Annotated in this window: 23 protein-coding genes; 9 read left to right on the top strand and 14 right to left on the bottom strand. The window is 35.9% G+C overall.

Annotation, left to right across the window (positions count from 1 at the left end):
* Positions 1–6 precede the first annotated feature (6 nt).
* The 12 genes from BN3107_RS06620 to BN3107_RS06570 all read right to left on the bottom strand — a co-directional run bounded on the left by BN3107_RS06620 (position 7) and on the right by BN3107_RS06570 (position 12,082).
* Entirely contained in the window at positions 7–1,419 is a 1,413-nt protein-coding gene (locus BN3107_RS06620; protein ID WP_058306824.1) for a bifunctional metallophosphatase/5'-nucleotidase, read from the bottom strand.
* A gap of 15 nt (positions 1,420–1,434) precedes the next feature.
* Positions 1,435–2,265, bottom strand: a complete 831-nt coding sequence (locus BN3107_RS06615) for a sulfite exporter TauE/SafE family protein (RefSeq protein ID WP_058306823.1) — start codon at positions 2,263–2,265, stop codon at positions 1,435–1,437.
* Positions 2,266–3,901: 1,636 nt separating this feature from the next.
* Complete coding sequence (sufB, locus tag BN3107_RS06610) at positions 3,902–5,299, bottom strand: Fe-S cluster assembly protein SufB (RefSeq protein ID WP_058306822.1); 1,398 nt, start codon at positions 5,297–5,299, stop codon at positions 3,902–3,904.
* Positions 5,300–5,334: 35 nt separating this feature from the next.
* The gene (sufU, locus tag BN3107_RS06605; RefSeq protein WP_058306821.1) at positions 5,335–5,775 is read right to left on the bottom strand and encodes a Fe-S cluster assembly sulfur transfer protein SufU; all 441 of its coding nucleotides are present in this window, start codon (positions 5,773–5,775) and stop codon (positions 5,335–5,337) included.
* Positions 5,765–6,985, bottom strand: coding sequence for a cysteine desulfurase (locus tag BN3107_RS06600; RefSeq protein ID WP_058306820.1), 1,221 nt, complete (start codon positions 6,983–6,985; stop codon positions 5,765–5,767). Before BN3107_RS06600 ends, sufU begins: the two co-directional genes overlap by 11 nt.
* Positions 6,985–8,292 carry a Fe-S cluster assembly protein SufD gene (gene sufD / locus BN3107_RS06595; RefSeq protein ID WP_058306819.1) on the bottom strand — a complete coding sequence of 436 codons (1,308 nt, stop codon included), beginning with the start codon at positions 8,290–8,292 and terminating at the stop codon, positions 6,985–6,987. Before sufD ends, BN3107_RS06600 begins: the two co-directional genes overlap by 1 nt.
* A gap of 15 nt (positions 8,293–8,307) precedes the next feature.
* Positions 8,308–9,093 carry a Fe-S cluster assembly ATPase SufC gene (gene sufC, locus BN3107_RS06590; RefSeq protein ID WP_058306818.1) on the bottom strand — a complete coding sequence of 262 codons (786 nt, stop codon included), beginning with the start codon at positions 9,091–9,093 and terminating at the stop codon, positions 8,308–8,310.
* Positions 9,094–10,044: 951 nt separating this feature from the next.
* Complete coding sequence (locus BN3107_RS19980; RefSeq protein ID WP_187371001.1) at positions 10,045–10,185, bottom strand: hypothetical protein; 141 nt, start codon at positions 10,183–10,185, stop codon at positions 10,045–10,047.
* Between the two features lie 227 nt (positions 10,186–10,412).
* Positions 10,413–10,727 carry a thioredoxin family protein gene (locus BN3107_RS06585; protein ID WP_058306817.1) on the bottom strand — a complete coding sequence of 105 codons (315 nt, stop codon included), beginning with the start codon at positions 10,725–10,727 and terminating at the stop codon, positions 10,413–10,415.
* A 15-nt stretch (positions 10,728–10,742) separates the two neighbouring features.
* Entirely contained in the window at positions 10,743–11,093 is a 351-nt protein-coding gene (locus BN3107_RS06580; RefSeq protein WP_187371000.1) for a toprim domain-containing protein, read from the bottom strand.
* A 209-nt stretch (positions 11,094–11,302) separates the two neighbouring features.
* The gene (gene gcvH, locus BN3107_RS06575; protein ID WP_058306815.1) at positions 11,303–11,686 is read right to left on the bottom strand and encodes a glycine cleavage system protein GcvH; all 384 of its coding nucleotides are present in this window, start codon (positions 11,684–11,686) and stop codon (positions 11,303–11,305) included.
* A 39-nt stretch (positions 11,687–11,725) separates the two neighbouring features.
* Positions 11,726–12,082, bottom strand: a complete 357-nt coding sequence (locus tag BN3107_RS06570; protein WP_058306814.1) for an arsenate reductase family protein — start codon at positions 12,080–12,082, stop codon at positions 11,726–11,728.
* 155 nt (positions 12,083–12,237) lie between these two features.
* Between BN3107_RS06570 and BN3107_RS06565 the strand changes: the two genes are divergently transcribed.
* The 5 genes from BN3107_RS06565 (at position 12,238) to BN3107_RS06545 (ending at position 15,028) form a co-directional block, all read left to right on the top strand.
* Positions 12,238–12,486 (top strand): hypothetical protein, encoded by a 249-nt coding sequence (locus tag BN3107_RS06565; RefSeq protein ID WP_058306813.1) that lies wholly within the window; start codon positions 12,238–12,240, stop codon positions 12,484–12,486.
* 20 nt (positions 12,487–12,506) lie between these two features.
* The gene (locus BN3107_RS06560) at positions 12,507–12,827 is read left to right on the top strand and encodes a spore coat protein (RefSeq protein WP_058307036.1); all 321 of its coding nucleotides are present in this window, start codon (positions 12,507–12,509) and stop codon (positions 12,825–12,827) included.
* Positions 12,828–12,984: 157 nt separating this feature from the next.
* Positions 12,985–13,737, top strand: coding sequence for a metal ABC transporter ATP-binding protein (locus BN3107_RS06555; protein WP_058306812.1), 753 nt, complete (start codon positions 12,985–12,987; stop codon positions 13,735–13,737).
* 15 nt (positions 13,738–13,752) lie between these two features.
* Positions 13,753–14,616: a metal ABC transporter permease gene (locus BN3107_RS06550; RefSeq protein WP_058306811.1), complete on the top strand. Its 864-nt coding sequence runs from the start codon at positions 13,753–13,755 to the stop codon at positions 14,614–14,616.
* Between the two features lie 4 nt (positions 14,617–14,620).
* Positions 14,621–15,028 carry a Fur family transcriptional regulator gene (locus tag BN3107_RS06545; protein WP_058306810.1) on the top strand — a complete coding sequence of 136 codons (408 nt, stop codon included), beginning with the start codon at positions 14,621–14,623 and terminating at the stop codon, positions 15,026–15,028.
* Positions 15,029–15,239: 211 nt separating this feature from the next.
* On the opposite strand, the gene BN3107_RS06540 is transcribed toward BN3107_RS06545, so the two are convergent.
* Positions 15,240–15,644 carry a universal stress protein gene (locus BN3107_RS06540; RefSeq protein WP_058306809.1) on the bottom strand — a complete coding sequence of 135 codons (405 nt, stop codon included), beginning with the start codon at positions 15,642–15,644 and terminating at the stop codon, positions 15,240–15,242.
* 170 nt (positions 15,645–15,814) lie between these two features.
* On the opposite strand from BN3107_RS06540, the gene BN3107_RS06535 reads away from it, so the two are divergent.
* Entirely contained in the window at positions 15,815–16,960 is a 1,146-nt protein-coding gene (locus BN3107_RS06535; protein ID WP_058306808.1) for a glycosyltransferase family 4 protein, read from the top strand.
* Positions 16,961–17,395: 435 nt separating this feature from the next.
* Here BN3107_RS06535 and BN3107_RS06530 read toward each other — a convergent pair whose 3' ends face one another.
* Complete coding sequence (locus tag BN3107_RS06530; RefSeq protein WP_082631248.1) at positions 17,396–18,553, bottom strand: acyl-CoA dehydrogenase family protein; 1,158 nt, start codon at positions 18,551–18,553, stop codon at positions 17,396–17,398.
* 170 nt (positions 18,554–18,723) lie between these two features.
* Between BN3107_RS06530 and BN3107_RS06525 the strand changes: the two genes are divergently transcribed.
* The 3 genes from BN3107_RS06525 to BN3107_RS06515 are packed head-to-tail and all read left to right on the top strand — an operon-like array spanning position 18,724 to position 22,406.
* Positions 18,724–20,223, top strand: coding sequence for a spore germination protein (locus BN3107_RS06525; protein ID WP_082631247.1), 1,500 nt, complete (start codon positions 18,724–18,726; stop codon positions 20,221–20,223).
* Positions 20,105–21,334 carry a GerAB/ArcD/ProY family transporter gene (locus BN3107_RS06520; RefSeq protein ID WP_231735264.1) on the top strand — a complete coding sequence of 410 codons (1,230 nt, stop codon included), beginning with the start codon at positions 20,105–20,107 and terminating at the stop codon, positions 21,332–21,334. The genes BN3107_RS06525 and BN3107_RS06520 overlap by 119 nt, the downstream gene beginning before the upstream one ends.
* Positions 21,321–22,406, top strand: a complete 1,086-nt coding sequence (locus BN3107_RS06515) for a Ger(x)C family spore germination protein (RefSeq protein WP_058306806.1) — start codon at positions 21,321–21,323, stop codon at positions 22,404–22,406. Before BN3107_RS06520 ends, BN3107_RS06515 begins: the two co-directional genes overlap by 14 nt.
* Positions 22,407–22,466: the final 60 nt, after the last annotated feature.

Here is a 22,466-nt window from a genome sequence, read left to right as displayed (position 1 = left end):
CTAGTCTTAGTCGGTATGATTATCTTTGTCATATGAGTTTTTTATGGAATCAGCCAATAAGTCCCTCATAAATTCAGGTAAATAAAATTTCTTAGTTGTCGAACGTGCTATTTCCGGAAACATTTTACCAAATGTAAACATATCGGCAGTTGCTAATGTAAAAATACGGTCATTATCAATAAGTTTTCCATTATAATAGACATGTTGTACATGACTTATTCCTTGTTCATCCACATACGTATCTATATCAATTCCGCTAAAAACAAACTTTCCAATTACTTTCCCTCGAAAGCCAAATCCTTTAAGTTCAAGCCGCATTAAGGCTTCATCAAGTGCTCCCCGAACCACTTCCAATAATTCAATTCCCCTTAGTTGAACTGTAACTGGATTTATCGGGTGTGGACATATTCGATGCACATCACCATAAGTTACATGACCTTTGTGGATATGATCCAGCAATAAACCAGCGTTTAACATACTGATATCCGCTTTTGTCCACTCTTTTAATTTATCTGTTAACTGTTTAATAATAGGTGTTTGCACAAACCAATCCACCTCTAATTGCTGTTCTAAATAAGCTATCTGTTTGCCTAATAATTCATGGGCTTCTTCCTTCATTTTTCTTATTGTATTACTAGTTGCAATATCTTGATCTAAATAGGCTGTCTCGACTGTAAATGCTTGTTTATTCGATAGTTTATTTTGCGAGTGATCCCAATCAATATGTATCTCACCTACATATTTACCATGTTTCCCCGCTGCTGTAAGCAGAGTTTCATTTATTAGTTCTCCATTTTTAAAAAGGTGGTGAGTGTGACCACCGATTATAATATCAATTTCAGGATATTTTTCGGCAATATTCTGATCATCTGTTAAACCGAGATGGGACAATAAAATAAGAATATCGGTATCATTCTTTAATTGGTCAATATTCCGTGACAAGTAGTCATAGGGTGACTCAACATCCCAACCCAATGGATGATAAAAAGGACGGAAGGGTGCCGTTAAACCGATTAATTTGACCCTTAATTGATGTTTGGTAACAAAAGAAATACTATCTTTAAGCCAAAAAGGCTTCTGTTTATTTGTTGGCTTTAGATTGCCACAAGTAACTTGAAAATCAGCTTTATCGTACAAGTGATATAAATCATCATGTTCCAATGTTATTCCTTCGTTATTCCCAATAGTTGCAAAGTCAAATTGTGCATCATTTAAGAGTTCTACATTCGCTTTGCCTTTAAAAGCTTCTGCTATCGGATGAAAACGATCCACATGATCACCAATATCAATGATCCAGCTCTGCTCATTTGTTTGCTGATGATGTTTCTTTTTCTGTTTAAAATAATGCACAATGTTTGGCCATTGATTAAAATGACTGTGCAGATCATTACAATAATAAAAATGGATATGTTCGATCATGAAGCTCAGCCTCCTCTAAAACAACCCTTGCCATATCAAGCGCAATCCTATAAAAAGTAATACGATTCGAAGTAAATTCTCTACTGCTTTACTGGACAAATGTTGGTTTATTTTAGCACCTAAAACACCACCAAACCAAGCACCTGGGATAAATGCCCAAACATAAATCCATTCGATATGCCCTAATATAATGTGTGTAAAAGAACTTACCATACTCAGGGCTAAAATCATAAACATTGATGTTGCAGTAGCAATATGTGGCGGAAATTTAAAAAATAAGATCATCGCAGGCACCATCAGCGAGCCTCCGCCAATACCAAAAAAACCAGACAACATCCCTACTGTAAAAGCAATCAGCAGTGCCAGCACCGGTGAAAAAGCATATTGGTATATTTTTTTACCTATTTTCACCTCTCGAATCACCTTATTAGAAAGGTTCGAATTTAGCTTTGGTGATTCAGGGTTCGGTGTTTTTTTGAATAAAAACAGTGAAAAAATCAGCAACATAAAGATTCCTAAAAATAAAGAGAACATTTTTGTTTCTACAAATTGATTAAACCATGCACCTAAAACACCACCAGGTATACTACCAGCTATAAAATACAAACCACTTTTATAGTCAATCCGTTTAACTTTTGCATAAGTGTACGTGGATGACATTGCCGTGAAAATCATAATGACTAATGAAATCCCGACTATAGTACTGGCATTTGCCCAATCAAACATATCAGTAGTGCCATGTAAAATAAGTAAGATCGGAACTAATATCACGCCTCCACCTAGACCGACAATACTTCCTAACATAGCAGAAAGCAAACCTATTAACAAACAAATAATAATTACCAATTAAATCCCTACCATCGTCGTCTCTGTTGTATATCAAAAATTTTCGTGAACTCTTTATATTATAAAGGTTATCTAACAATTTATCCAATTAGCCATTCTTTTTAATTAAATACAGATAAGAAGCACAATGCGACATAACTCTTGTGGTAATTATGAGATTTGAGAAGTGCGTAACAACCGCTTCGGCTTGTCGACTTCCCTTTCCGCGGGTTTTTCTCCTCAGCTAACTTTTTAAGCAAAGGGCGCTTAAAAAGTGGATCTTCGGATAAAAACTTCCCGCAGGAGTGGAAGCCGACGCCTGCGCTATTTAATACTTTACAACTCTAGTAAGAATATTCATATTGGCATTATTCAATATAGCCTATGAATTTTCTTTAGCTTACTTACGATAATTAACAAAAGATGTTCATATCTGTAACAATCCACTATGCTAGCACTAGCTATCTTTGTAGAACTTCATTCAGCGTAGGCGGCCACTTCCACTCCTGTGGGATCGTTTTCCCTGAAGATCCACTTTTCCTTGCGGTTTTTGCATGGAAAAGTTAGCTGAAGGGAAAACCCCACGGAAAGGGAAGGTCGGGTAGATGGCAGGCGCGCGCATTCAATAGAACCACGTTTCCTGCAGCCCCCATACGATCCCGGACGGTCGGATTTCCCGAGTCCGGTTCTGACACTGGGTTTCTATCGCTATATAAGCCTTCCTTATGTATCCCAGGTTTAAATGCTGACACGCATGTTCACCCATTGATACATAAGTTTACTTATATGCTAGTCTTATGCCAATCATTCAACAGACTCTGTGTTCTGTTTATTCTTTGACACGGACGCCCAGTCGCCCAGAGGTCCTTCGCTCTACTCTGGTGTTACCTTTGTAGAAGCTTCATTCCATAAGCTTAGAAAGGCATTACCCTTTCCTCTTCGCTACTACGACCTCATGCGTCCATCCTAAATCCTCCTAACCATTTTCGCTTGTCACTTATATGGTTGGTCTTTGCTGGTTGTTGTCATCCCAGCTGGAAGTAGGACTTTCCCGTCGTTATCTCTGAAAATCTTTCTCTAGATGCCAGAACCCCTACTCCGGCTGCTTCTATGGTGCTCTTGACCGTTACTTCCCATAGAACATCGGCCTTCCCCATTGCCCAACCAGGTCGGCGCATCACAGACATCCCTTCAACAGCTTCTGAAGGGCGCTCGATTTCGGAGCTGCAGTATTCGTTAAAGCCTTCTAGCCTCTAGATTTGCTCGCCACTCTAGCTGTTCCGACCCATACTCTCTCTGCGTAAAGTTGAGCCGCAGTGACTTTTACTTCCAAGCAGAACGTGACTCGTTACCTCACCACGCATTGGATATACTAGTCATCCGAACCGGTCAATTGATGACAGGAGACTTTCACTCCATTAGATTCTCAGCCTTGACGGCTACTCCTGGGCAAGCCGGAGCGGTTACCACGCACATATATCATTTCAAAATGGATACCTCAGTTATGTCGTATAATCCTTCTTATGTACATTAATTAGATGGAATGCGTTTTGGGAATCCTGTTTGCTTTTCTAATGTACAAAAAAAGGTAACGAGATCGTTATGAACTCGTTACCTTTTATTTTAAATATTATATACATCAACTGGTTAATGACAATTAACCAATACTACCTTCCATTTCGAACTTGATTAGGCGGTTCATTTCTACCGCATATTCCATTGGAAGTTCTTTTGTAAATGGTTCAATAAAGCCCATTACGATCATTTCAGTCGCTTCTTCTTCCGAAAGACCACGACTCATTAGATAGAATAATTGTTCTTCGGATACTTTTGAAACTTTTGCTTCGTGTTCTAATGAAATATTGTCATTAAGAATTTCATTATACGGGATTGTATCTGAAGTAGATTTATTATCCATAATTAACGTATCACACTCGATATTAGAACGTGCACCATCTGCTTTACGACCAAAATGAACCATTCCTAAATAAGAAACCTTACCACCTTGTTTTGAAATCGACTTAGAAACAATTGTCGAAGAAGTATTAGGTGCTAGGTGGTGCATTTTAGCTCCTGCATGTTGGTGTTGTCCTTTACCTGCTAACGCGATAGATAGTGTGTTACCACGTGCACCTTCACCTTTTAGGATGATTGCTGGATATTTCATTGTTAACTTAGAACCAATGTTACCATCGATCCATTCCATTGTGGCATTCGCATCACATGTAGCACGTTTTGTAACTAGGTTATAAACATTATTTGCCCAGTTTTGAATTGTTGTATAACGGCAATAAGCATCTTTCTTAACGAAGATTTCCACAACGGCACTGTGCAATGAATTTGTCGTGTATGTTGGTGCTGTACAACCTTCTACATAATGTACAGAAGCACCTTCATCCACAATAATTAACGTACGCTCGAATTGCCCCATATTCTCCGAGTTAATACGGAAATATGCTTGAAGTGGTGTTTCACACTTCACTCCTTTTGGAACATAGATGAACGAGCCACCAGACCAAACAGCAGAATTTAGTGCAGAGAATTTGTTATCTGCAGATGGAATAACTTTACCAAAGTATTCTTTAAAAAGATCTTCGTTTTCTTTTAATGCTGTATCCGTATCTTTAAAGACAATTCCTAAATCTTCAAGATCTTCTTTCAGATTATGATAAACCACTTCTGATTCATATTGGGCAGATACACCTGCAAGATATTTCTGTTCTGCTTCTGGAATACCTAGTTTATCAAATGTTTGTTTGATTTCATCAGGTACTTCATCCCAAGAACGTTCAGAGCGTTCAGATGGTTTTACGTAATACGTAATTTCATCAAAATCTAACTCTTGTAAATCACCACCCCATTGTGGCATGGGTTTTTTGTAAAATTGCTCTAATGCTTTTAAGCGGTATTCTAACATCCACTCTGGTTCTTCTTTCATGCGAGAGATTTCTTCTACTACTGCACGAGTTAAACCTCTTTCAGTACGAAAAATCGAAACATCACGATCATGAAAGCCATATTTATATTCGCCTATTTCAGGTGCTTGTTTAGCCATATTAAATTACCTCCTATTTAGGATTTCTTCATGCCTTATTGCTCATCAGTCGCGACTGCCTTTTCCATTGCTTTCCACGCCAATGTTGCACACTTGATTCTAGCCGGAAACTTAGAAACACCTTGTAATGCTTCAATGTCTCCTAAATCGAAATCCACATCTTCCAGATCTTCACCTAACATCATTTTCGAAAAAATAGTTGACATTTTAAGTGCATCGTCAACATTTTTCCCTTTCACAGCCTGTGTCATCATTGATGCTGATGACATGCTAATCGAACAACCTTCCCCTTCAAACTTTGCATCTTTCACTTTGTCGTCTTCTATTTGAAGGTGTAACTCAATTCTATCTCCACAAGTAGGGTTGTTCATATCTATTGTAACAGATTCTTCCGCTAAACTTCCACGGTTTCGCGGATTTTTATAATGATCCATGATTACCTGTCTGTACAATGTATCTAAATTATTAAAAGACATCGCCGAAATACTCCTTCGCTCGCTGTAATCCTTCAACTAATCGGTCAATATCACTTTCATCATTGTATAAATAAAAGCTCGCTCTTGCTGTTGCCGTGACATCTAACCATTTCATTAATGGTTGTGCACAATGATGACCAGCACGAACTGCTATACCTTCTGCATCGAGAACAGTAGCAGTATCATGAGGATGAACACTATCAACATTAAACGTTACTAATCCTCCACGTTTTTTAGGACCGTAAATCGTTAGTCCTTCGATCGTTGATAATTTATCTTGAGCATAATCTGCCAACTGTTGTTCATGTTCGATAATATGTTCCAAACCGATATCTTCTAGAAAATCAATTGCTGCTCCCAAACCAATTGCTCCGGCAATGATTGGGGTACCACCTTCAAATTTCCAAGGTAGGTCCTTCCATGTCGAGTCATATAAATCAACAAAATCAATCATTTCCCCACCGAACTCAACAGGTTCCATTTCTTCTAAGATCGATTTTTTTCCATAAAGTACACCTATACCAGTTGGTGCACACATCTTATGGCCTGAAAATGCGTAGAAATCACAATCCAAATCCTGCATATCTACTTTCATATGTGGAACACTTTGGGCACCATCCACTACAATTACTGCATTATGCCCATGTGCAATTTGTGCAATCTCTTTTATCGGATTAATGGTACCTAACACATTTGAAACATGTGTCACTGCTACGATTTTAGTTTTTTCCGTTACCGTTGACTGTGCTGCTTCAAGGGTAATCGTTCCATCTGCTTCCATCGGAATATACTTTAATTTTGCACCAGTATATTTTGCTGCCTGTTGCCATGGAATAATGTTACTATGATGCTCCATCTCTGTTAAGACAATTTCGTCACCTTCTTTTAATTGATGACGAGCATATCCATATGCCACCATGTTTAAAGCTGTGGTCGTACCTCTTGTAAAGATAACTTCTTCAGTTGAACTCGCATTTATAAAGTTTTTCACTTTATCTCTGGCACCTTCGTACTGATCCGTTGCTCTTGTACCCAAAGTGTGAACACCACGGTGAACATTGGAATTGTGTTGTCGATAATAAGCATCCAGTGATTCAATAACTGGTAAAGGCTTTTGAGATGTAGCTGCAGAGTCTAAATACACTAATGGATGACCGTTTACTTCTTGATTTAATATCGGAAATTGTTCACGAATAGATGTAACATCCATTAGTAAACTTTCCTTTCAATTACCTCTGTCAATTGTTCACGCACTGCGTTAATAGGTATTTCTTTAACAACAGGCGCTAAGAACCCGTGAATAACAAGTCTTTCCGCTTCCTCTTGTGATATACCTCGACTCATTAGGTAATAGAGTTGAATCGGATCTACCCGGCCTACAGATGCTGCGTGTCCTGCTGTAACGTCATCTTCATCAATTAACAGAATCGGATTTGCATCCCCACGTGCATCTTTACTTAACATTAATACCCGTGATTCCTGTTCGGCATTTGCTTTAGTTGCGCCATGTTCGATCTTGCCAATACCATTAAATATAGCAGAAGCACTATCTTTCATTACACCATGTTGTAAAATATGCCCTTCACTTTGTTTACCATAATTAACGATTTTCGCTGTATAGTTTTGAGCTTGGTTACCACGTCCAACGGCAACTGTTTTAGCATAAGATGTTGAATTATCACCAATTAGGTGTGTAATGTTTTCTGAAACAGTATTGCCATCATTCATTTGTCCAAGGTTCCATTCAATGCGAGCATCACGATAAGCCACTCCACGACGATTTACGTATACGGTAGTGCCTGCTGCAAAATTATCAACAGAACCAAAATTAATATTCGCATTATCATGTGCAATTACTTCCGTGACAATATTAGCTACTGCATGTTCATCCGTATTGTGAGAAATATAGTTCTCCACATACGTTAAGGAGCTATTTGCTTCAGCTACTACAATGACATGATTAAAGGTTGCAGCTTCAGGATCTTCTTGCCAGAAGATAGCTTGCAACGGTTCTTCAATTTGTACATTTTTAGGAACATATACAAATACTCCACCGTTCATTAAAGCTGTGTGCAGTGCTGTTAATTTATGTTCATCAATTTGGACAGCATCTTTCATATAATAACGCTGCACTAACTCACTGTGGTCTTTTATTGCTGTTTGAATATCTGTAAGAATAACACCTTTTGCTTCTAATTCTGAAGCAAGAGATTTATATGCAACAGATTGATTACGCTGAATTACAAGGTTTTCATTAAGATTTTCCATATCCAAAAATACTTGAATATCTTCTGGTAGATCATTTAATGAATGGATTTGTTCTCCGTTGACATCATGTTTATAGTCATTGAAGTTCCATCGTTTGATACTAGTCTTATCTGGTTTTGGCATTTCTAATCCCTCTGCCAATTCAAGAGCTTGCATTCTTAATTCTTTCATCCATTCAGGTTCATTTCTATTTTCTGAAAATGATCGGACATAGTCCTGATCATATGGTAGTTTTGTTTCCACAGTCATACGATACCTCCTACCTTACGCTTTTTGTCCTACTGTTTCGTCTTCGATACCTAATTCTTGCTTAATCCAGTCATAGCCTTCAGCTTCTAAACGTTGTGCTAATTCTGGGCCACCTGACTTAACAACGCGTCCTTGCATCATTACGTGTACTTTATCTGGTGTAATGTAATCCAATAGACGTTGATAGTGCGTTATGATTAAACAACCGAATGATTCATCACGTAATTTATTAATCCCTTTAGAAACAACTTTCAATGCATCGATATCTAGACCAGAGTCAATTTCATCTAAAATTGCAATTTCAGGCTTTAACATCATTAGCTGAAGAATTTCGTTACGTTTTTTCTCACCACCAGAGAAACCTTCGTTAAGGTAACGCTGCGCCATGTTTTTATCCATTTCCAGGTAATCCATTGCCTCATCCATTTCTTTGATAAATTTCATTAAAGAAATTTCATCGCCTTCTTCGCGATGGGCATTAATAGAAGAGCGTAGGAAGTCAGAAGTTGTAACACCACTGATTTCACTTGGATATTGCATAGCTAAAAATAAACCAGCTTTTGCACGTTCATCTATTTCCATTTCTAATACGTCTTCACCATCAAGAAGAACTTGACCTTGTGTCACTTCATATTTCGGGTGACCCATGATTGCAGATGCTAAAGTTGACTTACCGGTACCATTTGGTCCCATTACAGCGTGGAATTCTCCACCATTGATGGTAAGATTAACACCCTTTAATATTTCCTGACCTTCAATTTCAACATGAAGATCCTTAATTTCTAAAGTAGAACTTGCCATAACTACATACCTCCAAAGCTTTTAGTTGTTCTTGATTTGAAGTGGAATTAAATCTATTCTCACTTTATTCTCATTATAATCTTATACTATTTCGAATCTATAATCAACCATTTACCGTTGTTTCAGACTATACGATTCATAACATTTTCGTTTGATATTATACCACAAAAAGCAATCCTCTATAAACGTTAATAAAATGAGCCTACAATCATTAAAGATTTCCTATACTATAATTTTACATATGGAATAAATAATAACAAAACCATGATATATATTCATAAGAATCAACTACCTATTCATATAAGTAGGATTATACGACACAAATTTGGTAGCAATTTTGAAAAGGTATATGTGCGTGGTAACCGCTTCGGCTTGCCCACTTCCCTTTCCGTGGGGTTTTCCCTTCAGCTAACTTTTCCATGCAAAAACCGCAAGGAAAAGTGGATCTTCAGGGAAAACGATCCCACAGGAGTGGAAGTGGCCGCCTTCGCTGAATGAAGTTCTACAAAGATAGCTAGTGCTAGCATATTGGATTGTTACAGATATGAACATCTTTTGTTAATTATCGTAAGTAAGCTAAAGAAAATTCATTGACTATGTTGAATAACGCAATATGATTATTCTTACTGGAGTTGTAAAGTATTAAAAAGCGAAGGCGTCGGCTTTCACTCCTGCGGGACGTTTTTATCCGAAGATCCACTTTTTAAGCATACTTTGCTTAAAAAGTTAGCTGAGGAGAAAAATCCCGCGGAAAGGGAAGCCGACAAGCCGAAGTGGTTGTTAAGCAGTTCTAAAATCTCATAATTACCACAAGAGTTATATCGCATAATCCTGCTTTTATGCAAAAAATTATGCTTCTTTTGAAATTTAATTACGAATAAAAAACAACAGCTACTTATTTATAAAGCAACTGTTGTTTTAATTTTATTACTACTTATATATACGATCTGATTATCTGTGAACTAAACGCTCTACATCCTTCACAACTTCTTGGCTTTCGCGGTAGCTCATTTCTCGTTCTCTTTCCACTTCTAATCTTTGAGAAAGCTTACGCCCATACTCTGCATACCCTACACCATGTGATTGGTGCATCGCTTTTTCCATCTCCGTTGTGTAATTTAGATGTAACTGTTGGTCACTAATAATAAATCAATCCTTTCTTTTTTTGACAATAGTAATTGTAACATCTTCTCACAATCCAACCAAGTAACCTGAGAGATGATCTGTCACAATAAACTATCGTTTGTAAAGGATATACCCAAGTACGAATATGTTTAATCATATTTATAACAATTTACTGCCAAATATTTTAAATTACTCTATAATTGATGCCATTGTTCTAAAACTTCATGCAAATTGGTCACCGATTCAAAAGCATATATATGATCACGAACTATACCTTGCTCCACTAATAATAAGGCTGGAACACTTTCGATTTTATTTTTCTCCATAAACTCAGGAAAGAATGAAGCGTTCAATCGATAGAAAGATTGATTTGGTTTGGCTTCTTCTATGATTGCAAGCATTCGTTCCGCCAGTTGGCACGTAGCACAAAAAGGAGTATGGACAAACACAACTTTTTTTTCTTCATCTCGCTCCAATTGTTTCCAGCTATCTATTGTCACTTCAATCATGTTAATCTCCTTTTGCTATAAATAATTTGGATTTATCAAAATATGTGATGAAACAAGGGCTACAGCCAATTCTGATTCAGGAGTGGCTGCTACCTCACGGTAAGATTTATCAATAAATATGTGCGCAGCATGTGGTAACTCTTTTGACAATTGTTTTCTAAGCTTCTTCCCTGCATTATCTTCGTCTACTAAAATAAATACATCTCGATGGTCCATATGATACATTTCAATTAGGTTTTCTAATCTTTCTACATTAATTGTGCCATTCGTACAAACAATTTCTACCTCTTCATTAAGTAATTTTGCAACTTTATCTCTGTCTGTTCGTCCTTCAACTATAATCACTTTTTTCTCTTGCATTGACATCGAATCACCTACTTCATCATTGTTCAAAACAAAAAGCTATTAGTTCATTCTATGGAAAAACCTTTGCAATTTATTACTGATAAAGTGAGACTTCCATCAGTGGGTGCAAAACCACTATGTTCAGCAAAAAATATCATGGTGTTAGCGACACTTTTCACTCACGCCGAGATAAAAATTAGCATTCACTAGGTAGCGAATGCTAATTACTATTATTCCTCATTAATCATTTCGTCATAATCTTGAGCAGATAACAGTTCATCTAACTCTGCCTGATTATTGGGTTCAACAACAAGCATCCAGGCTTTATCGTATGGTGATTCATTTACCAACTCTGGACTGTCCTCTAATTCACTGTTTACTTCAACAACTTTTCCACTTAAAGGAGCATATAATTCGGAAACGGTTTTTACAGATTCCGCGCTACCAAACGGTTCGTCTGTCTTAATTTCGTCTCCAACTTCCGGAAGTTCAATAAAGACAATATCTCCTAATTCAGATTGTGCATGCTCTGTGATACCTATCCGTACTTTACCATCTTCTTGATTAACCCATTCATGTTCTTTCGAATATAAATACTTTTCAGGTAAACTCATATAAATTGCCTCCTATTATTTGTTCATTTCTAACTATTCTTACAACCACTCTTGTTCAAAAGTAGCTTCTTTAAAGCCTACCGTAACGCGATTCTCACCAACAGTAAGCGGTCGTTTAATTAACATACCATCTGAAGCTAAATATTCAAGCATTTCTTCTTCAGTTGCATCATTTAATTTATCTTTCAGTCCTAATTCGCGATATTTTTTTCCACTGGTATTAAAGAATTTTTTATATGGTAATTGACTTTTTTCAATAATTGTCTTTAATTCAGATTTAGTTGGAGTTTCTTCAACAATATGTATGGCATCATATGCAATCTGATGTTGATCTAACCATTTTTTTGCTTTTTGACACGTCCCACACTTCGGGTACCAATAAAACTTTAAAGTCATGTAGAACTCTCCCCTCAGATTCGATGCTTTCATTTTATCGAAAAGAGACTTTAAAAACAAATAATTAGCTGATTATGGTTATTAGCCACAATATTTGAATAGTTTTTCTTTTTAATGAAAAGCTATAATGACAATAAACAGAGGAGGAAACTAAAATGCCCTTTGAACAACAGCAAAATCAAGCAATGACCCAACCACCTAAAATGATTAGCACAAAGGATCATCTATATTTAACCGATATGCTTTCATGGAACCTAAATGCTGCTAATAAAGCACATTTTTTTGCAGAAAATTGTTCGATTCCAGAAGTGAAACAAACAATTGAAAAGACATGCCAAATGCATGAAAAACACTATAATATCTTATTGGAACATTTAATGGATAACCAAAAAAAATTAATGTGAGGTGGTAACTTATGCAACAAATGAATAATGCAAAGGTCCAAAATCCAGAAACTCAAATTCCTAAATCACAAGCGATGAACGATCGTGATTTTATTAACGACATTCTGACCACAGAAAAATATTTTACTCAAGCTTATAGTACTGCACTAAATGAAGCCAGCAATCAAACATTATATCAAGATATACTTCACATATTTGAGGATACTCAAAATAGTCAGCGAGAATTGTATAATCTTATGTTTAAAAATGGCTGGTATAGTTTAGAACAAGAATCAGCACAAACTTGCCAACAAAGCTACCAACAGTTTCAGCAATATCAGCAACAATTACCAAAACACTAGAAAAAAATTCAAAATCGGGTAGTCACTTTTAACTAAGTCGCCCGGTTTTTTAAATTCATTAATATAGGTAAGTCTACATTAAATAAATCATATATTTTACAAACCGTAATGGTTACGATAAAATACTTATAAGTTCTAGTTACAAGGAGATTATAAAATGACAAAAGCTATTGTTGAAATGAACAATGTTAGTTTTCATTATGGTGATCGTCAAGCCTTATCTAAAGTAAACTTCACAATAAATGAAGGAGATTTTATTGGCTTAGTTGGCCCCAATGGTGGTGGTAAAACCACCTTAATTAAATTACTTTTAGGGATGGCAAAACCAACAAATGGTTCGATTCACTTATTTGGCAAACCTATTGATAAATTCAAGCAAAAAAATAAATTAGGATATGTATCACAAAAAGCAAATGCATTTAACAGAGGGTTTCCAGCCACAGTTGAGGAAGTTGTAACGATGGGCCTAACGTCAAAACTGGGCTACTTTCATAGAGTTTCAAAACAAGACAAAGAAAAAATTCACCAGGCCGTTGAGAAGGTTGGCATGGAAAACTACCTTTCTGAAAATATCGGTGACCTTTCTGGTGGGCAACAACAACGAATTTTTATTGCCCGTGCATTAGTTAGTGAACCCAGTTTGTTAATTTTAGATGAACCCACAGTAGGTGTTGACGCAGAAAATGTTGAAAAGTTTTTCGATTTATTACATGTATTAAATAAGCAGAACATCACCTTATTGTTGGTTACACATGACATCGGAACCATGACACATCATGCATCAAAAGTAGCGTGCTTAAATAAGACACTTCATTTCCACGGAAATCCGAATGAATTTCATTCGATTTCGAAGGATCAATTATCGGATTTTTATGGTCATCCTTTGCATTTAGTGACACATGACCATTAATGGAGGAACAAAAAAATGTTATTGAATTTATTAGAATATGAGTTTTTAAGAAACACTTTTATCACTGGTATTATAATTGGAATTATCGCACCTCTTTTAGGTGCTTTTATCGTGGTTCGCAGATTATCATTAATAGCTGATGCTTTATCACATGTTACACTTGCAGGTATCGCTTTCGGACTGCTTTTAGAAAAGAAAACAGGTGCCATGTTAATTACACCCTTCTATTCCGGACTTGGCTTTTCCATTATCGGTTCTGTATTAGTGGAAAGATTACGAAGAGTTTATACTGCTTTTCAGGAATTAGCAATCCCTATTATTTTATCTGGTGGCGTTGGGCTAAGTGTCATTTTTATTTCAATTGCAAATGGTTTTAATACAGACTTATACAATTACCTATTTGGCTCTGTTTCAGCTGTCAGTCGACAAGATTTATATAGCATTCTTATTATCGCAGTAATCGTATGTCTCGTTATTTTCTTATTATATAAAGAGCTATTTTTATTATCATTTGACGAGGAACAAGCTGTTGTTACCGGCATTCACGCTAAAAGAATTCATTTTGTTTTCATTGTGTTAACAGCCTTAGTAATTGCCGCATCCATACGAATTGTAGGCGTGTTACTGGTTTCTGCTTTAATGACCTTACCAGTAGCATCTAGTATTCGAATTGCAAAAGGATTTAAACAAACGATTATTTATGCGATAATATATGGAGAAGTATCCGTTATTTTCGGTCTGATATCTGGTTACTATTTAGAAATACCTCCAGGTGGAACGATTGTAATGCTATTAATCTTTTTATTAATAGCAACTATTTTAACGAAAAACGTCATAGAAAAAGCAAAGAATCGAAAGCATCGTTTAAAAACGGGGTGAGCAGATGAATACAGAAGAAGCATTGGATATATTAAAAATGAAAGGCTACAAGTATACGGATAAACGAAAACATATGATTACCTTTTTCGTTGAAGAAAACCGTTACCGTACAGCAAAGGATCTGTTAGTGAATATGGAGCCAAATTATGAAGGTATAAGCTTTGATACCATATACCGTAACCTCCATTTATTTGATCAATTGGGAATATTAGAGTCAACGGAATTAAACGGTGAAAAACATTTCCGGTTAAAATGTGACCATCATCACCACCATCACTTTATTTGTAAAAACTGTGGAGTCACAAAAGAAATTCATCACTGTCCAATGGATGAGATATCAGAAGAACTAAAGCAATATATGATAGATGATCATAAATTTGAAATTTACGGATTCTGCCCAACATGCCAATGAAAAAGAACTGTTTGCCAGTTGGTTACAAGACCAACTGGTATTTTTATTAAGCAAGGAAAGCATATAATCAGCGGTATCAAGGGATTTGTTATCAAAATAGTCATTTTGAAATGTAGTGTGTATGAATCCACCGCTCCGGCTGTCCACTTCCCTTTCCGCCACGTTTTCCCTGTTTTTTCTTATTTTCATTAACGAAATTAAGTAGAACAATTTATTTTATTATTATTACCGGACACGAAATATTTTTAGCGACTTTATGACTGACACTACCAAGAACCATTTCTTGAAATCGATTCAATCCTCTACTTCCAACAATGCACAAGTCCATTTCTTCTTGCCTCGCATATTTCACCAATTCATGCTTCGGTTCTCCGATCAAGATCACCGTACGAAAATGCACTCCTGCCCTTTTTAGCTTTCTCTTTGTAAGTTTTAGCTTTTCTTCCACTACACTTACCATATTGAATGAATTACTTTCCTTTACATTTTCTTTTATTACAATTACAACATCTAAATTATATTCTCTAACACTTTTCACGAATTTTATAGCATGATCGGTAGCTCTTAAAGCATGATCTGATCCGTCTGTGGCTAATAATATTTTTTGATAAATCATAGCACATCTCCCTTTATCTCCTACCTTTATTATACAAAAAGGCATCCATTCATGAAAGCGTTATCTTAACTGGTATACAAACTATTTACAATCATTTAACATACTACAGTTGTTCTTTACAATTTTTCGACATATGTTTAAATTAGGAAATACTTTAAGGGGGAATCCATTTGAAAGTAGCCATTTTCACTGATACCTTTTTGCCAGACGTCAATGGTGTCGCTAAAACGTTAGGTCGTTTCACAAAATATCTCGATCACAGTCATCATTCCTATATCGTTATTTCACCGAAACAAACTAAAAGCGAAATAAGTGCCGGCCAAATCTATCGTCAATCAAGCTTTCCCTTCCCACTATATAAAGATTGTCGTATTTCTGTACCTAACACACTCCATGTGAAAGATATTATTAAATCATTCCAACCAGATATCATTCATTTAGCGACCCCTTTTTCGATCGGATTAGCAGGGCTCCACATTGCCAAAAAATACAATATACCAATTGTGGGATCCTATCATACTGATTTCGATCATTATTTGAAATATTATCATCTTACCTTTCTAGCTAAACCTTTGTGGCGATATATGGAATGGTTTCATCAACCATTACATCGTCTCTTTGTTCCATCCGATGTTACCTACCAGCAGTTAAATCAAAAAGGATTCTCAAACTTACAAATTTGGCAGCGCGGCGTCGATATGACTGTTTTTCATCCTTATCCAACCACAAACGAAATTAGAACAAAATATCAAATCAAAGAGCGATTTATTTTGAGTTATGTTGGTAGACTAGCACCTGAAAAAAATGTGGAATTATTAGCAAAAATTGCGAAACAGTTGCCGCCACACCTTCAAGAGAATATTCATTGGTTAATTGTTGGCGATGGACCTTCAAAAGCTACTTTACAAAAAGAATGGGACCAAAAAGTAACGTATACTGGCTTTTTACCACAGGGTGAAGTTGCTCAATTAATTTCTAGCAGTGATATTTTTGTTTTCCCTTCTGAAACGGAGACTTTTGGAAATGTAGTATTAGAAGCATTGGCTACTGGTACTCCAGTTGTGGCAGCAAATGCTGGTGGTGTAAAAAATATTATTCAAGAGGGTTTTACTGGGAAGCTCTGTGAAGCGAATGATAGTCTATCGTTTATAAGTGCGATACAGTCCATTTTACAAGATGCCCAATGGCGAAAACAATTAGAGGAAAATGCCATTCGCTATGCTCAAAAACAACGTTGGGAAGACCGCTTCCAAGAACTGTTGCAAGCCTATCAAGAGACTCTTGACGAAACAAAAAAACAACAAAAACACGCCTAATCCTATCAGCGAGTGTTGTTGTTAAGTAATACAAATATTTTGCATAAAAACTAAACTGCGAAGTATCTGCCCTTCTCAGTTTGAAAATGTCATGAGTGGAACCCCGCCAGAGTCTATGCAAATGGACTACGCTTTAGTAATGTTCTACAAATAAAGTAATTGCTAGAATACTGATATAATAGCTTATTTCATCTCACTTGAACAGAGATTTCTACAAAGCGGAGGAAAAATGCGACACTCCTAGGGGAACAGCACGAGCTGAAGATCCACTAGGTAAAGTGTTCTTCTTTACCTAGTTAGCTGAAGCCGTGCCCCTGGAAAGGGAGTGTTTTTCCGTAGCGCTGGTAATCCACTCATCTTTATCCTTTACATGAAGTAGTTTTCATTAGTTCACAATTTTTGTTTACTTGCCTGTATATTTGTTGTTTGTTTTGCTTAGGATAAGGCATTTTTGGCTAGCAGTGAAATGACCATGTCGTCCATTGGTGGGTTATGAAGGCCTGCCCTTATATCACGGTAATATTGCTCAAAAGGCATATTTTTTGATAACCCTCTTCCTCCTACTACTCTCATCACAAGATCTATAACTTCATTTGCACTATTGGTAGCGACTAGTTTTACTGCACCTAATTCCTTCATTAACTGATCTCTTTTTTCAGGATGTTCATCCCATTTCTGGGCAACACTGTACATAAAATAACGAGCCTGCATTAATTTTAAATCAATCTCACCAATTTTATTGCGAACATGGTCCACTTCAGATATTGGCGTATTTAAACTATTAGGCTGAAAGTTTTTCGCGAATTCTATTACATCATTTCGAGCGGCTATCGCCATCCCTAAATAACAAGCAGGTATATGCAACAACCATCCCTTAGGACCAGGACGTTTTGGTTTGTCACTTAATTCTACCAAATTTTCGATTGGTACGCGGACGTTTTCCATAATTAAATCGTCACTCCCAGTACCACGCATCCCTAACGTATCCCACGTTTTATTAACCCAAAGTCCATCTGTATCTTTTGGAATTAATATCGAGCCTACTGCATCCTTGTCCTTCACATAGGCTGTTACAATATAATAATCTAATACTAATGCCATCGTGGTGAAGGTTTTTTTACCATTAATGATTAAATCATCTTGGTCGATTGTAGCTGTTGTTTCTGGCATGCCACCTCGAGTTGGACTACCTGTAGCAGGTTCTGTCGCACATCGGTTTACTAATTTTTGATTCTCTCCCACTTCTTTTGCTATGAAATCATACATTTTAGGTTCCCAAAGTTTTTCTTCGCTTAATTCCTGGATAACGCCTAAATGCCAACCAACAGATAAAGCAGTTGCACCGTCCCCTTCTGCTAATCTCTCTTGTAATAAAAGAAATTCATATAATGATAAAGATTCTCCACCATACGACTTAGGTAACGTTAATGATAAATATTGCTCTTTTCTTAATTCTTTAATATTATCTACCGGCAAACTGGCTTCATCATCTGCTTGTTTTCTCCGATCACGAAGCTTTTCCGCTAATTGTGTTGCTTTCTGATATAACCTTTCTTGTCGATCCGTTTGAATAAAATTAGTACTTACATCCATCAATTTTCTTCCTTTCTTTGTTCTTACACCGATGATATCGAACGAATAGCATTTTTACCAATATTCTACTCAATATCGTTTATTTTACCAAACTATATGAATATTTTTCATATATAAGATACACAATAGGTTCACCAATACTTGTGTATTATAGGAAGGTTATCATTGCTATGTTTAACAGAATAAGAACTAAATCTAAAAAGAATAAAAAACAAACAGACGTACATGATTTCGAACAATTAATCCAAATCATGGAGAAAAGCGATGATTTTAAAAAAATCGATTTTGGCAATGTTCAGACGATTAAACTTTTTTATTATCAATCTTTAATAAATACTGAAAAACTTCAAACCAACCTATTACCTTATTGTCAGCAGTTAGATATTAAGAATATAGAGGAATTAGAAAGCATCTTACCTTTCGATGATACCGAAATCACTTCTGATATCGGTATCATCGAAGAAAAAATAATGGCCGGCTTTATTGCTACTCACTTAAAAGATGATACTACTAATGTTTTATTAATCCCTGCAAAATTTGAAACAGATCGCGATGTGGCACCACCAGAAATTGAATTTAGTGTGATTGGGCCAAAATTAGCATTTATAGAAGACATCAACACAAACATTAATCTGATAAGGAAACGAGTGAAATTACCACAATTACATGTTAAACGTCTGCAAGTAGGAAAAGTTACGAAAACTACGATTGCCGTTATGTATATTGATGGAATTGCAAGCCCGGATAATGTCCAAACGGTGATTCAAAGAATATCCGAAATTGAATATGATCAAATTATCGACAGCTCTTTTATCGGTCAAATGATTGCCGATAACGCACAGTCCCCCTTTCCACAACTAATGGACTCGGAAAGACCTGATAGAGTTAGTAGCGCTTTAGTGGAAGGGAAAGTCGCTATTGTTTGTGATGGTTCCCCGCATGTATTAACAGGACCTACAACATTGGTTGAATTTTTTGCAGCGTATGAAGATTATTTTTTAACTTGGCCTATTGCTACCGCATTTCGTATTATACGTATTTTCGCTGTTATGTTTTCCGTTTTAATCACACCTTTATATGTCGCTGTATTAACCTATCATTATCATATTGTACCAGGGGACTTACTTGGGACATTAATTTCTTCTAGAAAAGATATCCCTTTTCCACCGATATTAGAGGTATTAATTCTGGAGTTAACGATTGAATTACTGAGGGAAGCAGGGGCACGATTACCGACAAAAATCGGTCAAACGATTGGTATTGTTGGCGGTATTGTAATTGGTACTGCAGCTGTAGAAGCTGGTTTAACAAGTAATGTATTGCTTATTCTAGTAGCATTAGCTGCTTTAGCATCGTTTACCACTCCTATTTATCGGATTGGTAATACTATTCGGTTAATTCGATTTCCGTTTATTATCTTTGCCCAAATGTGGGGACTAATTGGGGTAACAATTGGAGCGATGTTTTTAGTCACTCATTTATTAAGGCTTACATCATTAGGTCGTCCTTTTACAGAGCCTTTATTCCCACCTAGATGGAGAGATTTGAAAGATGCATTTATCCGTTTACCTTTTAATTTACAAGGAAAACGACCAATTTACACATCATCGAAAGATCACAATCGAATTAATCTTAACAGAACCAAGCACAAAAGAGGAAAACGAAAGTAGGTTAATGATGAATAGTCAAAACAAACCGGATATCAGTCAAATGGTATCCCCTTTCTTACTCTTTTTTATTCTTCATGCTACTCAAATCGGGGAAGGAATATTAAGCTTTGAAAGACGAATATCAGAAGTAGCAGGTTATGATAGCTGGATCAGTATTCTTTTAACTAGTTTGGCTACAGCCATAGTTATTTTTCTTATATGGCGTATCTTACCTGAAAATAATGATCTAATTGACGTTCATTTAGAGGTCTTTGGAAAAATTATTGGAAATTTATTTTCTGTATGTTTTAGCTTATACTTTTTCTCTATTGCCATTATTATTGTTCGTTCCTATATAGAGATTATTCAAATTTGGTTTTTTCCAGAATTAAATGTAACTTTCTTTTTAATCATCCTCTACATCTTAATCCTTTACATTGTTTTAGGGGGTTTTCGGATTGTCGTTGGTTTTGCCTTTTTTAGCGTATTTATAACGACATTTTTAGCTATTTTTAAGCATGCCGCATTTTCAAATGGTTATAACGATAACTTATTACCAATACTAAATACGGAATTTATCAATATTATCAAGGCTATCGAACCAATGACATTTGGATTTCTAGGCATTGAACTTATTTTAATATATGCACCTTTCCTTCATCGATTTCAATCGGGGTTAAAGTGGGCTATTCTTGGGAATGGTCTAACTTCTTTTGTCTATTTATATTCTACGATCGCGATCTTTGTTTATTATAATATGGAGCAACTTCAGAAAATAACATGGCCTTCCCTACAATTATGGAAAGTAATTAATTTTCCTTTTGTTGAACGCTTTGAATTTGTTGGCATAAGCTTACACTTTATTGCCATTATTGCTTCTGCCTGTCTTTATTTTTGGGCAGGAACACAATGTTTTCACCGAATAAGTAATATTTCATTCAAAAAAATTGCTATATTAGTTGCAATTACAGGTGTTTTTAGTGTGTTTTACGTGACCAATTTTTTAGTAATTGAAAAAGTTACTACATATCTTTCTAAATGTGGTGTTTATTTATTGTTCGGATATATACCTTTTTTATTTATTTGGCGATTATTCGTACTTGGAGTGAAAAAAAAACATGGTAAAAACTAAAAGTATGGTTGCATTTCTCTTATTATTGGCTTTTTTAACTGGATGTGTTAAATCAAAGGTAATCGATGATATTGAGTTAATAATGATGCTTGGTTATGATTGGAATGCTTCCGAAGAGGAATACATCGGAACTGCCGTTGCACCAAGATATGGAAGCAGTGAGGAAACAGATATGCGTGAAAATGTAGAATATACTGCTCAGGCTAAGACGATACAGAATATTAATTCCTATATACAAACAAAAGCCCCCAATCCAGTAGAAATCGGGAAAATTTTAGGCATTATATTTGGTGAAGATCTAGTAAATAATGGGATAGAGGATATATTGCTAGCCATTAATGAAGATCCAAATATAGGACGAGGAATTTACCTGGCCATTGTTCGTGACTCTGCTGAATCTTTGTTGAAAGACGAAATGATTACAGAACATACTCTACCTCGTTTTATTGAAAAGTTATTAAAGAATAATGCTAAGACCAATGTGCCTGAGATGAATTTACACGATTTTAATTATCGTTACTTAGGACAAGGTATGGATCCTTTTCTACCAATTATTGAATCGACAGCAACTGGAATTGAATTAACTGCCTTAGGCTTTTTTCAAAAAGATAAATTCGTACACGAAATTGGCTATGATCAATTTTTTGTGTTTAAGTTACTTTATGAAGATTGCGAGGATCACACATATGAATATGACAGAGAAGAACAAAATAAAACGATTGCTATTAGTTCGATTCATTCTAAAATGAGTAAGAAATGGTATGGTAAAGATAAAGTGGAAATTCAGGTAGAAATTACAGGAATGTTGACAGAATCAAAACAGTTAGGTATTGGCACATTTAAAGAGAAGGCTGAATTAGAAAAAGAAATATCAGAAAAATTAGAGGAAGAAGGAAATACCATTATTGCAAAATTTCAAGAATTAAACATTGATCCTCTAATGATAGGCGCCTCAGCAAAAGGTGAATTCAGAGATTGGAATATTTCAGACTGGGAGAAACGTTATCCGGAGCTTGAAATTGTTCCGAAGATTGAGTTTAATCTTGAACAAAGCAATATTATTAAAAAGTGAAGAACGAAATGAGTGTAACCTTTAAAACTTTTTGTTATAGTTAGCAAGTGAGCTTTCCTA

The sequence above is a fragment of the Gracilibacillus massiliensis genome, from assembly GCF_001458115.1.
In the GTDB taxonomy this organism is placed as follows: Bacteria; Bacillota; Bacilli; order Bacillales; family Amphibacillaceae; genus Gracilibacillus; species Gracilibacillus massiliensis.
The sequence above is the reverse complement of the archived record's forward strand: the minus strand, read 5'-3'. Positions and strand labels throughout refer to the sequence as shown.

Bases quoted from the DNA above. Each gene is read 5' to 3' on its own strand.
- BN3107_RS06620 (WP_058306824.1), bottom strand. From the start codon at position 1,419: ATGATCGAACATATCCATTTTTATTATTGTAATGATCTGCACAGTCAT.
- sufB (WP_058306822.1), bottom strand. From the start codon at position 5,299: ATGGCTAAACAAGCACCTGAAATAGGCGAATATAAATATGGCTTTCAT.
- sufU (WP_058306821.1), bottom strand. From the start codon at position 5,775: ATGTCTTTTAATAATTTAGATACATTGTACAGACAGGTAATCATGGAT.
- BN3107_RS06600 (WP_058306820.1), bottom strand. From the start codon at position 6,985: ATGGATGTTACATCTATTCGTGAACAATTTCCGATATTAAATCAAGAA.
- sufD (WP_058306819.1), bottom strand. From the start codon at position 8,292: ATGACTGTGGAAACAAAACTACCATATGATCAGGACTATGTCCGATCA.
- sufC (WP_058306818.1), bottom strand. From the start codon at position 9,093: ATGGCAAGTTCTACTTTAGAAATTAAGGATCTTCATGTTGAAATTGAA.
- BN3107_RS19980 (WP_187371001.1), bottom strand. From the start codon at position 10,185: ATGCACCAATCACATGGTGTAGGGTATGCAGAGTATGGGCGTAAGCTT.
- BN3107_RS06585 (WP_058306817.1), bottom strand. From the start codon at position 10,727: ATGATTGAAGTGACAATAGATAGCTGGAAACAATTGGAGCGAGATGAA.
- BN3107_RS06580 (WP_187371000.1), bottom strand. From the start codon at position 11,093: ATGTCAATGCAAGAGAAAAAAGTGATTATAGTTGAAGGACGAACAGAC.
- gcvH (WP_058306815.1), bottom strand. From the start codon at position 11,686: ATGAGTTTACCTGAAAAGTATTTATATTCGAAAGAACATGAATGGGTT.
- BN3107_RS06570 (WP_058306814.1), bottom strand. From the start codon at position 12,082: ATGACTTTAAAGTTTTATTGGTACCCGAAGTGTGGGACGTGTCAAAAA.
- BN3107_RS06565 (WP_058306813.1), top strand. From the start codon at position 12,238: ATGCCCTTTGAACAACAGCAAAATCAAGCAATGACCCAACCACCTAAA.
- BN3107_RS06560 (WP_058307036.1), top strand. From the start codon at position 12,507: ATGAATAATGCAAAGGTCCAAAATCCAGAAACTCAAATTCCTAAATCA.
- BN3107_RS06555 (WP_058306812.1), top strand. From the start codon at position 12,985: ATGACAAAAGCTATTGTTGAAATGAACAATGTTAGTTTTCATTATGGT.
- BN3107_RS06550 (WP_058306811.1), top strand. From the start codon at position 13,753: ATGTTATTGAATTTATTAGAATATGAGTTTTTAAGAAACACTTTTATC.
- BN3107_RS06545 (WP_058306810.1), top strand. From the start codon at position 14,621: ATGAATACAGAAGAAGCATTGGATATATTAAAAATGAAAGGCTACAAG.
- BN3107_RS06540 (WP_058306809.1), bottom strand. From the start codon at position 15,644: ATGATTTATCAAAAAATATTATTAGCCACAGACGGATCAGATCATGCT.
- BN3107_RS06530 (WP_082631248.1), bottom strand. From the start codon at position 18,553: ATGGATGTAAGTACTAATTTTATTCAAACGGATCGACAAGAAAGGTTA.
- BN3107_RS06525 (WP_082631247.1), top strand. From the start codon at position 18,724: ATGTTTAACAGAATAAGAACTAAATCTAAAAAGAATAAAAAACAAACA.
- BN3107_RS06520 (WP_231735264.1), top strand. From the start codon at position 20,105: ATGCATTTATCCGTTTACCTTTTAATTTACAAGGAAAACGACCAATTT.
- BN3107_RS06515 (WP_058306806.1), top strand. From the start codon at position 21,321: ATGGTAAAAACTAAAAGTATGGTTGCATTTCTCTTATTATTGGCTTTT.